The sequence below is a fragment of the Alcanivorax sp. NBRC 101098 genome (genome assembly GCF_001010505.1).
Classification (GTDB): domain Bacteria; phylum Pseudomonadota; class Gammaproteobacteria; order Pseudomonadales; family Alcanivoracaceae; genus Alcanivorax; species Alcanivorax borkumensis.
The window spans coordinates 2,630,480-2,645,189 of record NZ_AP014613.1; the positions used below are offsets into that span (position 1 = coordinate 2,630,480).

16 protein-coding genes are annotated in these 14,710 nt (G+C 57.4%); 8 read left to right on the forward strand and 8 right to left on the reverse strand.

Features of this window, described 5'->3' with window-relative positions; genetic code table 11:
* Positions 1 to 139: 139 nt before the first annotated feature.
* The 4 genes from AS19_RS11895 to AS19_RS11910 all read right to left on the reverse strand — a co-directional run bounded on the left by AS19_RS11895 (position 140) and on the right by AS19_RS11910 (position 3,946).
* Complete coding sequence (locus tag AS19_RS11895) at positions 140 to 871, reverse strand: uroporphyrinogen-III synthase (RefSeq protein WP_011589595.1); 732 nt, start codon at positions 869 to 871, stop codon at positions 140 to 142.
* Positions 868 to 1,800: a hydroxymethylbilane synthase gene (gene hemC / locus AS19_RS11900; protein ID WP_011589596.1), complete on the reverse strand. Its 933-nt coding sequence runs from the start codon at positions 1,798 to 1,800 to the stop codon at positions 868 to 870. The genes AS19_RS11895 and hemC overlap by 4 nt, the downstream gene beginning before the upstream one ends.
* A 363-nt stretch (positions 1,801 to 2,163) precedes the next feature.
* Positions 2,164 to 2,904 carry a LytTR family DNA-binding domain-containing protein gene (locus tag AS19_RS11905; protein ID WP_035461776.1) on the reverse strand — a complete coding sequence of 247 codons (741 nt, stop codon included), beginning with the start codon at positions 2,902 to 2,904 and terminating at the stop codon, positions 2,164 to 2,166.
* 13 nt (positions 2,905 to 2,917) lie between these two features.
* On the reverse strand, positions 2,918 to 3,946 hold the full coding sequence (locus AS19_RS11910) for a sensor histidine kinase (protein WP_035461774.1): 1,029 nt from the start codon (positions 3,944 to 3,946) through the stop codon (positions 2,918 to 2,920).
* A gap of 136 nt (positions 3,947 to 4,082) precedes the next feature.
* On the opposite strand from AS19_RS11910, the gene argH reads away from it, so the two are divergent.
* Positions 4,083 to 5,477, forward strand: a complete 1,395-nt coding sequence (gene argH / locus AS19_RS11915) for an argininosuccinate lyase (protein WP_046962120.1) — start codon at positions 4,083 to 4,085, stop codon at positions 5,475 to 5,477.
* A 68-nt stretch (positions 5,478 to 5,545) separates the two neighbouring features.
* On the opposite strand, the gene rnk is transcribed toward argH, so the two are convergent.
* Entirely contained in the window at positions 5,546 to 5,947 is a 402-nt protein-coding gene (gene rnk / locus AS19_RS11920) for a nucleoside diphosphate kinase regulator (RefSeq protein ID WP_011589600.1), read from the reverse strand.
* Positions 5,948 to 6,193: 246 nt separating this feature from the next.
* Between rnk and AS19_RS11925 the strand changes: the two genes are divergently transcribed.
* Together AS19_RS11925 and lysA are read left to right on the forward strand one after the other, a co-directional pair.
* Positions 6,194 to 6,376: a lipoprotein gene (locus AS19_RS11925; protein WP_011589601.1), complete on the forward strand. Its 183-nt coding sequence runs from the start codon at positions 6,194 to 6,196 to the stop codon at positions 6,374 to 6,376.
* 2 nt (positions 6,377 to 6,378) lie between these two features.
* On the forward strand, positions 6,379 to 7,620 hold the full coding sequence (gene lysA / locus AS19_RS11930; protein WP_011589602.1) for a diaminopimelate decarboxylase: 1,242 nt from the start codon (positions 6,379 to 6,381) through the stop codon (positions 7,618 to 7,620).
* A gap of 71 nt (positions 7,621 to 7,691) precedes the next feature.
* Here lysA and nhaC read toward each other — a convergent pair whose 3' ends face one another.
* From nhaC to AS19_RS11945, 3 genes are all read right to left on the reverse strand, one after another.
* Complete coding sequence (nhaC, locus tag AS19_RS11935) at positions 7,692 to 9,167, reverse strand: Na+/H+ antiporter NhaC (protein ID WP_046962121.1); 1,476 nt, start codon at positions 9,165 to 9,167, stop codon at positions 7,692 to 7,694.
* Between the two features lie 82 nt (positions 9,168 to 9,249).
* Positions 9,250 to 9,735, reverse strand: coding sequence for a GNAT family N-acetyltransferase (locus tag AS19_RS11940; protein ID WP_046962122.1), 486 nt, complete (start codon positions 9,733 to 9,735; stop codon positions 9,250 to 9,252).
* Complete coding sequence (locus AS19_RS11945; RefSeq protein WP_011589605.1) at positions 9,732 to 10,580, reverse strand: 23S rRNA (adenine(2030)-N(6))-methyltransferase RlmJ; 849 nt, start codon at positions 10,578 to 10,580, stop codon at positions 9,732 to 9,734. Before AS19_RS11945 ends, AS19_RS11940 begins: the two co-directional genes overlap by 4 nt.
* A gap of 196 nt (positions 10,581 to 10,776) precedes the next feature.
* Here AS19_RS11945 and dapF point away from each other — a divergent pair, with 196 nt between their 5' ends.
* From dapF to AS19_RS11970, 5 genes are all read left to right on the forward strand, one after another.
* Positions 10,777 to 11,622 carry a diaminopimelate epimerase gene (dapF, locus tag AS19_RS11950; RefSeq protein WP_046962123.1) on the forward strand — a complete coding sequence of 282 codons (846 nt, stop codon included), beginning with the start codon at positions 10,777 to 10,779 and terminating at the stop codon, positions 11,620 to 11,622.
* A gap of 66 nt (positions 11,623 to 11,688) precedes the next feature.
* The gene (locus tag AS19_RS11955) at positions 11,689 to 12,414 is read left to right on the forward strand and encodes a DUF484 family protein (protein WP_046962124.1); all 726 of its coding nucleotides are present in this window, start codon (positions 11,689 to 11,691) and stop codon (positions 12,412 to 12,414) included.
* 16 nt (positions 12,415 to 12,430) lie between these two features.
* Positions 12,431 to 13,354: a tyrosine recombinase XerC gene (xerC, locus tag AS19_RS11960; RefSeq protein ID WP_046962125.1), complete on the forward strand. Its 924-nt coding sequence runs from the start codon at positions 12,431 to 12,433 to the stop codon at positions 13,352 to 13,354.
* 87 nt (positions 13,355 to 13,441) lie between these two features.
* Positions 13,442 to 14,149 carry an HAD family hydrolase gene (locus AS19_RS11965; protein WP_011589609.1) on the forward strand — a complete coding sequence of 236 codons (708 nt, stop codon included), beginning with the start codon at positions 13,442 to 13,444 and terminating at the stop codon, positions 14,147 to 14,149.
* A gap of 14 nt (positions 14,150 to 14,163) precedes the next feature.
* Positions 14,164 to 14,478 (forward strand): YqcC family protein, encoded by a 315-nt coding sequence (locus AS19_RS11970; RefSeq protein WP_011589610.1) that lies wholly within the window; start codon positions 14,164 to 14,166, stop codon positions 14,476 to 14,478.
* Positions 14,479 to 14,710 lie beyond the last annotated feature (232 nt).

Consider the following 14,710-nt stretch of genomic DNA (forward strand, 5'->3'; position numbering starts at 1 on the left):
ATTGCGCAGCGGCGATACCCGATCTCATTGCAAAAACCTTAAAGTGACCGCCCATTGCTGTCCAATCATTACCGTTACCGGCAAGGAAAAAAAGGCCTGCACACTATTTTACCTTTTGGTAAATGTTTATATCTTCTTCTTAATCTTTCGTGGCGACCGCAACAAGGGCAGACAACATGTCTTCATCGTGGGCGCTAGCGGCTACAGACACATCCCCGGAATGCTCAGCGCGCACCACGTCAGCCACTCGCTCCCCCGCAGCCACCACGCCACAGCACGGCGGCACCGAGCCGCCGATTGCTTGCCACCCCTGTACGCTGGTAATCATAACCCAGTCGGTCTCTGCCGGGATTAGAACTGGGCTTGCGGCCTTTCGGCGATAAAAAGCCAACGCATCCACTCTCGCCCCTCGGGACTGCAGCGTTTGCGCCAACAGTTCCCGGCCGCTGTCACCCCGGCAAATCAGAATCTGTTTTTCAACCAGCTGCTGCAGGCAAGGCAACGCCAGCACCGCTTCGGTATTAAACCCTTGCTGCGGCACGGTGGCAGGCAAGTGCCAGCTTTCCAGCTCTGCTGCAGTAGCACGACCCACCGCTAGCCAGTGCACCCCAACGGGCCACTGGGGCCACAGGTCAGCCATGGCCGACAGGGCCAGGCGGGCAGCATTTACACTGGCGAAAAACACCGCATGATAACCATCCAGCTCCATCAGGGTACGCTGCATGGTGTCATCCACCGTTATCGGTTCGATAACCAGTGCCGGCTGGTGAAGCGGCTGATACCCTGCCTCAACCAACAGGCCCATCAGCCGCTGCTGCTGACCTTCAGGGCGGGTGACGACAACCCGTTGCTGTCGGCCTTGATCGTTCATTGGCGAGCGTACAAGGCCTTCAAAATTTCATCCGCGCCCTGGGCCAATAACTGCTCAGCAATATCGATACCCAGTTCCGCGCCTTGGCCGCGGGGAGCGGTTCCTTCTGCGCGCAATACCCGGCTACCATCTTCTTCTGCCACCAAGCCACGTAGCCACAACTGGCCATCTTCAAGCAGAGCAAAACCCGCGATCGGCACCTGACACCCCCCTTCGAGGCGCCGGTTCATGGCCCGTTCGGCCACCACCCGATCCCAAGTATCCACGTCACTCAGCGGTGACAGCAACTCAATGGTGCTCTCATCACCCTCACGACACTCGATACCCACGGCGCCTTGCCCCACTGCGGGGAGCGATTCTTCCGGAGGCATTTCGTAACGAATGCGATCGTGCATTTCCAGGCGCTTAAGGCCCGCGGCGGCAAGGATAATGGCATCGAAGTTACCCGCATCCAGCTTGCCCAGCCGGGTCTGCACATTACCGCGGAGACTGTTGACGACCAAATCCGGGCGATTGGCTTTTACCTGAGCCTGGCGACGCAGGCTGGAGGTCCCCACGCAGGCACCATGGGGCAGCGAAGATAGGCCGTCGAACGTGTTGGAGACAAAGGCATCCCGGGGATCTTCACGCTCACAAATCACTGGCAACGCAAAACCCGGTGGCAATTCCATTGGCACATCTTTCATGGAATGCACGGCAATATCCGCGCGCCCATCCATCATCGCCTCTTCCAGCTCTTTGACGAATAATCCTTTGCCACCAATCTTTGCCAGCGGGGTATCGAGAATCTTGTCGCCCTGAGTCTTAATCCGCACCAGCTCCACGCGCAATCCCTCATGCAGGCTTTCCAGGCGCTGCTGAACATACTCGGCCTGCCAAATAGCCAACGGGCTGGAACGGGTAGCGATACGCAAGATTTCGCGGGACATGGGGCACTCTAAGGGTTGTGAATTTAGATCGACAGTCTATCAGTTTAACAAGCTTCAAGCCTCAAGCCACAGCGGCATAGAAAAGCGGATGCCATTTAAATGCGCGGCGCCAAGCCCTCCCTAGGCTCGACCCCATGCCTGCAAAAACAAAGTTTAAAACCACGCCGTCACTTACAGCTTAGCGGCTACCTGTTGCCATAGACGGCAACGGCAGACTCCGCCAACTCTAAAAGAAATCCTGGGATTAATAATCGACTCAGCGCCCCCTCCATTACGGGGACACTCATGCGCGCGTTCACATTGCCATACAGAAAACCAGCAACCAACGGAGCGGAAGCCTGTTGGCTCCGTCATTAAAGCCCGTTAAAGATTCTGCAACACTCGGCGCAACCCAGCCACATGGCGCCGGCTCACAGTCAATCGCTCATCCACCCCGCGCAGGCGAACCTGATGGTGGCCTGCGGTGGCCATTTCCATACCTTCAATAAAGTTCAGAGCCACTAGTGCATTGCGGTGAATACGTACGAACTGATCACCGAATTCGGCTTCCAATTCTTTGAGGGTTTCATCAATCAGCACTTCGCCTTCGCTAAAGCACACCGTCACGTATTTCTGATCTGCCAGGAAATAACGCACGCTGTTCACCGGCACCAGCTCCAGCCCCCGATGGGTGCGAGCGCTGATATGGCCTCGACGACGCGGCTTGTCCTCACTCACTTCGCCACTAATTTCTGCCAGCTGAATCCTATTGAGCGTTTTCGCCTTGTTAAGCGCGGCAGTCAAATCCGCGGCATTAACGGGCTTGAGCAGGTAATCCACCGCATGCACACGGAACGCTTGCAGGGCATGCTCGTCATAGGCCGTACAGAAAATCAGTGCCGGCGGGTTATCCATCTTGCTCAGATGCTCCGCCGCTTCCATTCCATCCATTTCCGGCATGCGGATATCCATTAACACCACATCCGGTTTACAGGACTGAGCCTCAATAATGGCTTCACGGCCATTGCCCGCCTCAGCCACCACCTCGGCGTTTTCGATCTTGTCGACCAGTCGTTTCAGCCGGTCGCGAGCCAGTTGCTCGTCGTCGCAGACAAGTACCCGCATAAGTCTCATCCTTTTATTGCAGCGGATATTGGATTTCGATCTCATATTCTTTTTTTTGCGGGCGGGATTCCACCGCCACATGATCACCGTATAGAGCTTCCAGCCGATGACGTATATTTTCCAATGCCATGCGATTGCCTTTGTGATGCCCATCGCCTTCCGGCTTGGGATTGCTCACCGACAGCACCAGATTACCATTGTGAGCGAGGGCACGGATCGTCACCATGCCCCCCGCAGATAATGGCTGTATGCCATGATAAATGGCATTTTCAAGCAAAGGTTGCAAGGTTAATAACGGAATCTTCAAGGATTTTGCATCCACCTGAATGTCCCATTCCACCTGCAAACGCTCCCCCATCCGCAGCTGCTCGATGTGGATATAACGCCGACACAACTCAAATTCTTCTTCCAAAGAAGCCTCGTTACCACTGTTTTTAAGGCTTGCTCGGAACAGTACCGATAGATCTTCCACTACCTGCTCTGCCGCATCCGGGTCCACCGCGATAAGGCTGGCAATAATATTCATGGAGTTAAACAAAAAGTGCGGGCGAATCCGTGATTGCAGCGCTTGGATGCGCGCCTGCAATTCCGCCTGGTCCTTCTGACGCAACTGCTCCTGCACATAGAAATAGCGCATAACCAAACCCGCGATAATCGCTGCGATTAAGCCGTTAACCAAGGTTTCAGTCGACCACAACCCTATATCCAGCCCTTCTCCACTGGCCCAGCCCATCACCAGCCGAGCTAAGAAACTGAACAGCAAGGTATCGATAACCACCAGCAACACCACCACAGTGGAGGTCCAGGCAGGCGGCAAGCGGTTAAGCCTGCCTCGCAGCTGACAGATCAGCGCGGCAGAACTCAGCCCCACCCATTGCACAAACAAGGAGGTAACCGCCAGCCGCCCAACGCTAAAATCGTCGTAGTAAGTGGCCACCAACGTCACCACCAACGCCATTAACTCGGCCACCACCACCACCACCAACACGGCACGGGTACTGCACAAGTCAGGCAGAAAACTGTTATTCGCCGGGACATCCATTGCCACCTGCGCACTCCTTTAATACGGAAAAAGGCCTAATTATGAATATGTTATACCTGAATGAACCGCCACTCCCAAGAAATACTCTCCCCCTGCTATACTTGCGCCCCCGCAAACCAAGCGTTGAGCAAGTACGATGACTGACAAGCAGCAGAACAAACTCTGGGGCGGCCGCTTCAGCGAGTCCACCGACCAGTTCGTGCAAGAATTCACTGCCAGTGTGAACTTCGACCGGCGCATGTACCGTCAGGACATCTACGGCTCTCAGGCTCATGCAACCATGCTTGCGGAAGTGGGCGTGCTCACCAATGAAGAGCGCGACGCCATTATTGTGGGCCTGCGTGAAATCCAGCTGGAAATCGAAAACGACGAGTTCCAGTGGTCCGTAGCACTGGAAGATGTGCACATGAACATCGAAGCCCGGCTCACCGACAAGATCGGCATCACCGGCAAGAAGCTGCACACCGGTCGTTCGCGTAACGACCAAGTGGCCACCGACATTCGCCTGTGGCTACGTGACGAATTGCTGATTCTGGAAGAACAGTTCCTGCACCTCATGCAAGGCCTGCTTAACCTGGCCGAGCGCGAAGCCGCCACCATCATGCCTGGCTTCACCCACCTGCAGACAGCCCAGCCGGTGACCTTCGGGCATCACCTGCTAGCGTGGTTCGAAATGCTCAAACGCGACCGGGAACGTCTGCTGGACTGCAAGAAGCGGGTTAACCGTATGCCGCTGGGGGCCGCCGCCTTGGCCGGCACCACCTACCCGATTAACCGGGAGCGCACCTGCGAGCTTCTCGGTTTTGACGGCGTCTGCGAAAACTCCCTGGATGCAGTGAGCGACCGGGATTTCGCCATTGAATTCTGCGCGATGGCGGCACTGACCATGACGCACTTGTCACGGATCAGCGAAGAGCTTGTGCTGTGGACCAGCGCCCAGTTCAACTTTATCAACCTGCCCGACCGCTTCTGCACCGGCAGCTCCATCATGCCGCAGAAGAAAAACCCGGACGTGCCTGAACTAGTGCGAGGCAAGACCGGCCGCGTTAATGGCCACCTGATCAGCCTGCTAACCCTGATGAAGAGCCAGCCGCTGGCCTACAACAAGGACAACCAGGAAGACAAAGAGCCGCTGTACGATGCCGTGGATACTCTCAAAGGCAGCCTGCGCGCCTTCGGTGACATGATCCCTGCGTTGGAACCCAACCGTGAAGTGATGCGCGAAGCGGCCCGCCGCGGTTTCGCCACGGCCACCGATCTGGCGGATTACTTGGTACGCAAAGGCATCGCCTTCCGCGACTCCCACGAGATCGTCGGCAAGGCGGTGGCTTATGGCGTAGAGAAGAAGAAGGATTTGGGCGACATGTCCTTGTCGGAACTGAAGCAATTCAGCGACCAAATCGAAGACAACGTGTTCGAAGTATTGACTCTGGAAGGCTCCGTGAGCGCCCGTAACCACATCGGCGGCACCGCCCCCGACCAGGTCCGCGCCGCTGTGGCCCGTGCCCGCGAGGCGCTGGACAACACCTAAGCCGGGCAACAGCAAGGCGGGAGCTTCAGTCTTTCCGCCTTGCTGTTGAGCTGGTGGCTAGGGCCGAGTTATTCGCCGCCCAGGTCCTCACCATTGGCTTCTGGCTGATACTCCACCGCAAGAATCTCCAGCTTCAAAACCTTGCCGTTGGGCGCCGGCCAATCAATGCTTTGGCCCACCGACAACCCCAACAACGCTGCACCCACCGGCGCCAGGATCGACACCCGCTGCGGCCCAGTATCGTGCGGATATACCAGCGTCAGGCACATTTCCCGGCCACGGCCCTGCTCCCGGCAACGAATCCGCGAATTCATGGTGACCACATCCGCTGGCATATCCTTTGGCTCAACCACCGTGGCGCGCAACAACTCCTCCTCTAGGCCATCAGCCACTTCGCCATCCACATCGGACAGCAGCGCCTCCAAACGGGCAACATCCAGACGAGACACGGTAATGACGGGAAGCGCCATGATTTTCTCCTTAACGTAAAACGCCCCACACGAGCACGGGTCCGTAATGCCGAAATCATTCAGGCACAGATTGGACACTCATGCGGAAGGGGCGAAAAGATCAACAGAAATGGGTCCACATTACGCAGACTATGAACCGATAGTAGACCTGATCTGTTTTTTCTCAAGCGGCGTTATCGGACACCCCCCTGCATTACCTCTAGAGTCGCGAACCGTTATACTTCTCCCCAGCAAACGGAGCCCCCCATGCGCACATTCAGCCTGTTACTGTTCCTGCTGTTGGCCGGTTGCGGCCAAAAAGGTCCGCTGTATTTTGACCAACAGCGCAACGCGTCAACGCCGGCCAGCAACGCCGAGCCGTCGCAAACCAACGCAGACAGTGACGACACACAAGACAAAGAGGACGCTGACGCGTCAGCACAGGACTAATCATGGATCATTTTCAGTACCGCGACGGAGAATTGTTTGCCGAAGAGCTGCCGGTAGAGCAACTGGCGGACCGCTTCGGCACGCCGCTCTATCTGTATTCCCGGGCGGCGTTGGAACGTCACTACTTGGCGTTCGACGAAGCGTTCGGTGATCATCCTCATCAGGTGTGCTATGCGGTAAAAGCCAACTCCAATCTGGCCGTGCTGAATGTACTAGCCCGGGTCGGCGCCGGTTTCGACATTGTTTCCGGTGGCGAACTGGAACGCGTGCTGCGTGCCGGCGGCGACCCAGACAAAATTGTTTTCTCCGGAGTCGGCAAAACCGCCAACGAAATGGCCGCCGCCCTGAAAGCCAACATCCACTGTTTCAACGTGGAATCCGCCGCGGAACTGGAATTGCTGAACCTGGTGGCCGGCGAGCTGGACCGGGAGGCGCCGATCGCCATCCGCGTGAACCCGGATGTGGACGCCCAGACCCACCCCTATATTTCCACCGGTTTGAAAGACAACAAGTTCGGCGTGGACATCACTAAAGCCCCCGCCTTGTATCAACGAGCCGCTGAGTTACCGCACATCAAGATACTGGGCATCGATTGCCATATCGGCAGCCAGCTCACCAAACTCGATCCATTCGAAGCGGCCTTGGAGCGGGTATTGAAACTGCTGGCCCAACTGCAAGAGCACGGCATCGAGATTCATCATTTGGATTTGGGTGGCGGCCTAGGCGTGACCTACGACGACGAAACGCCCCCGGATCGCTCGGACTATGTGCAGGCCTTGCTCAAGCACATTCCCGGCGAGCTTCCCGTGCACATCGAACCAGGGCGCTCCATTGCTGCCAATGCAGGAATTTTTGTTACTCAAGTGCTGTTTCTGAAGCCCACCGAGCACAAAAATTTCGCCATCGTCGACGGCGCCATGAACGATCTGATTCGCCCCAGCCTCTACTCCGCCTGGCAGAACATTGTGCCGGTAAAACCCCACGAGGCGGACTGCCGCAACTGGGATATTGTCGGGCCAGTGTGCGAAACCGGCGACTTCCTGGGCAAGGACCGGGCCCTGGCACTGGAGACCGGCGACCTGCTGGCCGTACGCAGTGCCGGCGCCTACGGCTTCGCCATGGCCAGCAACTACAACAGCCGCAACCGCCCCGCCGAAGTCATGGTGGATGGCGACCAGGCCTTTGTCGTGCGGCAAAGGGAAACCTATGACGAGCAATTGAAACTGGAATCGTTACTGCCATAGCAGTAAACGCAGCACGTTTCATGCGCAAAGGGTTTAAAAGAAAAGGCGGCCAGGCCGCCTTTTCTTTTTGTTCATAGTGATCCGGTTTTATACACCTCTTGAGGGGGCGCTAACCGCAGCACCTTGACCCCCAGCCAGGCATAAACCAACGCCAACACCGGGTTGATCAGATTAAAGAACGCGTAGAAAAGATAATCGGTCACCGGCACCAGCAATACCGATTGCATGTAGGCACCGCAGGTGTTCCAAGGGATAAGCGGGCTGGTGATAGTGCCACCATCTTCTAGCGCACGGGACAGATTCACTGGCGCCAGGCCCTGTTTTGCATAGGCTTCACGGAACATCCGGCCAGGCATAATGATAGAAATGTACTGGTCAGCAGTAAGAATATTGCTGCCAAAACAGGTGGCCAATGTGGCGGTGATCAACCCCGCTGCGCCCTTAACCGCCCCCAGCAGCCCTTCGATTAAGCGAGCAAGAAACCCTGCGTGCTCCATCACCGCACCAAAGGTCATCGCACAGATAATCAGCCACACGGTATTGAGCATGGACGCCATGCCGCCGCCAGACAGCAGGTTATTCAACGTCGCATCGCCGGTTTCCACGGTGATGCCCTGGTAAAAGGTCTGCCAAACCACTTTCAAAGACGCCACCCAGCCGGGTGCCGGCTCGCCAGCTTGCACCGCAATCGCCTGCGGCTGAAACATCAGAGCCCAGATCCCACCCAATAACGCGCCCAGAAAAATCGCCGGTAAGGCCGGCATCCGCTTGAGCGCCAGCACCAACAACACCAGCAATGGAATCAGGTGCAGCAAGGAAATATCAAACTGGCTTTCCAGCCCCTGTAGCAGCGGGGTAATTCGGTCCACTGTGTCGCCGGCAACGTCCGTATTCAGCCCCATCACCAAAAAAATCAGCAAGGCGATGACAATGGAGGGCACCGTGGTCCACAACATCAGGCGAATATGCTCAAACAGTTCCGAACCCGCCACCGCCGGAGCTAGGTTAGTGGTCTCAGACAACGGAGAAATCTTGTCACCAAAGTAGGCACCGGAGACCACCGCACCGGCCGCCACCGGCAACGACAACCCCAGCCCGCTGGCCACCCCGATCAACGCCACCCCCACGGTGGCCGCCACGGTCCAACTGGAGCCGATACTCAGGGCGATAATCGCGCAGATCAAACAGGCGGCCGCATAAAACAGGGCCGGATTCATCAACTCAAGACCAAAATAAATGAGCGAAGGCACGATGCCTGCCAACCGCCAGGTACCGATCAGGGCCCCCACACTGAGTAGAATCAGCACCGCACCCAACGCCACCGAAATACCCTTAATCATGGCGGTTTCGATTTCCCGCCAAGTCAGGCCATTTTTAAATGCGATTAATGAGGCAAGGCCGGCACAGATCAGCAAGGCAATCTGGTTGGGACCGGAGGAGGCACTATCGCCGTACAAATAAACCGCCGACGCCAGTAACACCACCAGTACTACGATCGGCAGCAGAGCATCCAGCAAGGAGGGGCGGCGGTATCGGGATTCGGTCATAGCGGCAACATTCAGCGGCTGAGCTTTCCGTTATACCCGACAGGCCACCAGTAAGCACTTACCATCGAGGCAGAAAGCGGCGCTAGCCGGCGATGCTGGCCAGCGCTTTCAGCGCTTCACCGTCCAACCGGTAGCGAACCCATTCTGCTTGAGGTTGCGCCCCTAGGCTTTGATAGAACTCCATGGCCGGGGTATTCCAGTCCAGCACGCTCCATTCGAAGCGGCCGCAGTCACTGTCCACGGCAAGGGCCGCCAGTTTCACCAACAGAGCCTTACCAACCCCTGCCCCGCGCGCTTGCGGTTCCACGAACAGGTCTTCCAAGTACAGGCCATTGCGGCCCTGCCACGTGGAGTAGTTAAAGAAATAGATGGCTAGCCCGACAATACGGCCGCCCTGTTCCGCGACCATGGCATGGGCCGTGGCGTCATCACTAAACAGAGTGGCAGCCAGCTGTGCTTCGTCAGTGGTCACCTGCTCTTCGGCTTGCTCATAACGCGCTAAATCGCGAATCAGGCGCAGCAGATCTCCCACGTCCTCACGGCCGGCCTGGCGCAGGGTGACGGTCATTGCGGGTTTTCGCCGGTCAGCATTTTCACCGTGGTATGGCCATTGGCATCGCACAGCGCCTCTTTCAACAGCGGCATAGCCTGTGCCATGTGCTGGGCCAACGTGTACGGCGGGTTAATGATCAGCATGCCGGTGCCGGTCATGCCACGGCCAGAGGCATCCGGGCGCACACAACATTCCACTCGTAGCAGATTGGGAATTCCCGCCTTTACGAAACGGCGGATAAAGCTCTCGGTGCGGTTGCGATCCAACACCGGATACCAGATGGCATAGGTCGCCGTAGCAAACCGCTCCATGGCCATTTGCACGGCAGGCAATACACCGTTGTAATCCGCCTCCATTTCATAGGAAGGATCAATCAACACCAACCCTCGTCGATGACGCGGCGGCAACAGGGCTTTGAGCCCGTGCCAGGCATCATCCTTGAGGACTTGCACGCGCTTATCGTCAGCGAACTCGCGCTTGAGCAGCGTAAAATCGGTGCTATGCAGCTCAGTACATTGCAGCACGTCCTGCTCACGCAGCAGGCTAGCACTGATTTGCGGCGAGCCGGGATAATCCATCAGCCGTCCCACCGGATTCAGCTTTTCCACCAGTGACACATATTGATCAATCACACCCACTCCGGTGCGCTTACCAAATAGCTTGGCAATGCCATCCTGGTACTCACCGGTCTTTTGCATGTGCTCGCTGGCAATGGCATAGCTGCCCGCCCCCGCGTGAGTATCGTGGACAGTGAAGGGCTTATCCTTCTTTTTCAGGTATTCAATGATGGCCACCTGCACAATGTGCTTGAGCACATCCGCAAAATTCCCGGCGTGGTAACTGTGACGATAGGAAAGCATGTTTGCTGCCTGCAAGAGTGTGAGGCCGCATTGTACACCTGACGAGCGGGCTCGCGCATAGCCAAGGCGCCCCATCGAGAATGATAGAGTGGAAAGTTGAAACACCGCTAATCGCGCACGCTCTCCGCCACCCAACCCCTGACGCCACCGCCACGGCAGAGTACAATGGCCTTTTACCCTGTAGCGGACACTTGCGATGAACCTGCGCTTTACCAAAATGCACGGCCTGGGCAACGATTTCATGGTCATCGACGGCATTCGACAGTCATTGCCAGAAACCGGCCTGCCTTTGCCTGCGGATGAAATACGCCGGCTGGCCGACCGCAAGTTTGGCGTGGGTTTTGACCAGATGCTAATTGTGCAGCCCGCCCAGGGCGATGCGGACTTCCGCTACCGGATCCTGAATGCCGATGGATCCGAAGTGAGCCAATGCGGTAATGGTGCCCGCTGCTTCGCCCGTTTTGTGCGCGAACAGGGACTCACCGACAAAAAATCTATTCGCGTGGAAACCGCTGCAGGGCAAATGACCCTGTCTGTGACCGACGATGATCAGATCACCGTAGACATGGGCGCCCCTCGCTGGGCGCCAGACGCCATCCCCATGACCGCCAAAGCCGAAGCAGACAGCTATTTCCTGGTGTCCGGCACGCAGGCCTGGGAAGTGGGCGCTGTAGGCCTGGGCAACCCCCACTGCACCTTACTGGTGGAAAATGTGGATACCGCCCCTGTAGATACCGTCGGCCCGCTACTGGAAAGCCATGAACAGTTTCCCGAGCGGGTGAACGTGGGCTTTATGCAGATCGTCAACCGCAACGAGATCCGCCTTCGCGTCTACGAGCGCGGCGCAGGGGAAACCCTGGCTTGCGGCTCCGGTGCCTGTGCCGCAGTGGTGATCGGCCAACGCCGGGGCTGGCTGGATGACACCGTCACCGTGCACCTACCCGGCGGCACCCTGCACGTCTGCTACGATGGGCAAGGCGGCATCCAGATGACAGGCCCCGCCAGCCATGTCTATGATGGCGCTATTGAGATCGCGCTTTAGCAAACGATTGAAAGCTCGGTGATGTCAGTGCCCACTGACCGGAACGAAAAACAAAGGACAGGATTGATGACGGATCAAACTCCAGCCAGCGCCGACCAGGTTGCCGCCTATCTGCGTGACCATGCCGATTTCTTTCAGCATCGCCCGGAGCTACTGGAATTGTTACGCCTCCCAGACCCCAAAGGCGAGGCGGTTTCCCTACTGGAACGTCAGGCCGCCATTCTACGTGAGCGCAACACCGAGCTACGCGATCGACTCAATGGCCTGCTGGATGTGGCCCGGGAAAACGATCACCTGTTCGACAAGACCCGCCGCCTGACACTGGCCCTGCTGGAAGCCCGCGGCCCCGAGAAGCTATTTCGCAATTTGCTCACCAGCCTGAGCAGCGACTTCCACTGTGACCAGGTAGCCCTGATGCTGTACGACCGGGAAGTGCCCATTCTCGGCGACCTGCGCAACCAGATCCGCTGCGTGGACAGCGATGCCCTGCCCAGCGCCCTGAACCACCTGCTGCGCAGCGGCAAAGCCGTGTGCGGCGCCATGCGCACAGAAGAAATGGACGCCCTGTTCCAAGATAACGCCACCGATATCCGCTCCGCCGCCATGGTGCCACTGGAATACCAAGGCCGCTTGGGCCTGCTGGCCATTGGCAGTAAAAGTGCCATGCACTTCCGCAGCTCCTTAGGCACCTTATTCATTAGCCATATCGGCCAGGTACTCAGCCGCAGACTCCACGAAGTGGTGCGCCAATACCCCCACCAAGCAGCCAAAAAAACCAGCGACATTAGCTGATAAAGGACCGTTAACCGTGGATAGCGATAGCCATAACACACTGCAAACGGTTAACGCCTTCCTAACCCACTTGGCCAGCGAGCGTCGCCTCTCACCGCACACCGTAAACGGCTATCAACGGGACCTGATCGAAGCCCGAACATTACTCGGCAGCCAACCCTGGGACACCCTCACCGTCCACGACATGCGCAGCCTCGCCGCCTCGCTACACCGCCAAGGGAAAAGCGGCAAAACTATTCAGCGCATGCTTTCCACCCTGCGTACGTTTTTCCGTTACCTGATGCGTGAAGGGCTTGCCCGCGACAACCCGGCCATAGACATTCGCGCCCCGAAAAGCGGTAAACGCCTGCCCAAAGCACTGGATGTAGATCAAGTCAGCCATTTGCTGGATGCCGGCACCAGCAACAGCGAACCCCTAGCCCTGCGCGATCAAGCCATAATGGAACTGCTCTATGCCTGTGGCCTGCGTTTGGCCGAACTGCTTAGCCTAAACCTAGACAGCATTGATCTGCATGAAAGCCAACTGTTGGTCACCGGTAAAGGCAACAAGACACGGCAACTACCAGTGGGAAAACCCGCCCTCACCGCCGTGCGCCGCTGGTTGCAAGTGCGTCCCATGCTGATCAAAAGCAGCGACCAAAACGCTCTTTTTATCAGCAAAAACGGCCGGCGGCTGTCTCCTTCCAGCGTACAACAGCGGCTTAAACGCCATGCTCTGGAGCGGGGGCTCGATGCCCATCTACATCCGCACAAATTACGCCACTCCTTCGCCACACACCTGCTGGAATCCTCCGGCGACTTGCGGGCAGTGCAGGAACTGCTCGGCCACGCAGACTTGGCCACCACCCAGGTTTACACTCACCTGGATTTCCAACACTTAGCTCAGGTCTACGACGGAGCACACCCAAGAGCCCAGCGCCGCAAGGACGATGACGAATAAGCCTTGGCGCCTAACGCTGGGCACACAATGCTTGGCGCCAGTGAACCTGTATGCTGCCATTAAGCGTTTTACGGTAAACTACCCACCATGAGCATGCTCAAGCTGATCACTTTTGATCTAGATAATACTTTGTGGCCCGTGGATGAAGTGATTCGTCACGCTGAAAAAACCTGCAGTGACTGGATCGCCGCCAACCACCCGGATGCCGCCGCTGCGCTGAGTGCCGAACGGGTACGTGCGGTGCGCACGGCGCTGCTTAAGGAAAAACCCGAGTATCTGGATAACTTAACCGCCCTGCGCCAAGACGCCATGAGTCGCGCCTTCACCGAGCACGGTTTCCAGCAAAAACAAGCCCGCCGCATCGCCATGGATGCCTTCAAGGTATTCCATGAAGCGCGCAACCAAGTGAGCTTCTTTCCCGGTGCCCGTGAGGTATTAGAGCAGCTCGCCGACAGCTACACCCTAGGTGCACTCACCAACGGCAATGCCGACCTGAAGATGATTGGTATTGCCGACCTGTTCGCTTTTCATCATTCAGCAGAGACCATAGGCAAGCGCAAGCCGGCGCCGGACATGTTCGCCGCCGCCCTGAGTTCCGCCGGGGTCCACGCACACCAAGCTGTACATGTTGGCGACCACCCCTTGGAAGATGTGCACGCGGCCCGTGAGCACGGCATGCATTCGGTCTGGGCCAACCTAATCAACCTGCCCTGGCCGGTTGAACTAGACCAGCCCCGCCACCATATTCATAACCTGCATGAGCTGCCAGATCTGGTGCCGCTCTTTGATGACTGACTGCGGAAACCCCAATGCCCCAACGCCAACAACTCGTTGCCCTGCTTGATGACCTGCAAGTAGAACTGGATCAGCAAGGCCTGTGGGCCGCACAGCCACCGGCACCGTCGGCCTTCAACAGCAGCACACCGTTTTTTGCCGACACCATGAATTTCAGCGAATGGCTGCAATGGGTTTTTGTGCCGCGCTTCCGAGCGATTCTAGAAGGAGACCACCCCTTGCCTGGGCAATGCGACATCGCCCCCATGGCAGAGGAAGCCCTGAAAGGCCTGGAGCAGGACGTAACGGAGGTCATCAGCCTGCTCAAACGTTTCGACGACCATTTCTGAAAATGTCACTGGCAGCCCGCATCATAAAATAGCCCGGACGGGCTCAGCCCCAGCAACGCTTCAACCGACACCGTCAATTATAGTCGTCGCTTTCAGAGTGCCAGTTGAGCATTTCGATGCGACCACACAGAGAAAATCATTCGTTCCGCTCGCCAATCAGCCGCACGGGACCGCGCCCGTCACCCCGCCTCGCTACGCGCCTATAGGGGCCCCGTAGAAAGCGCTGAAACCA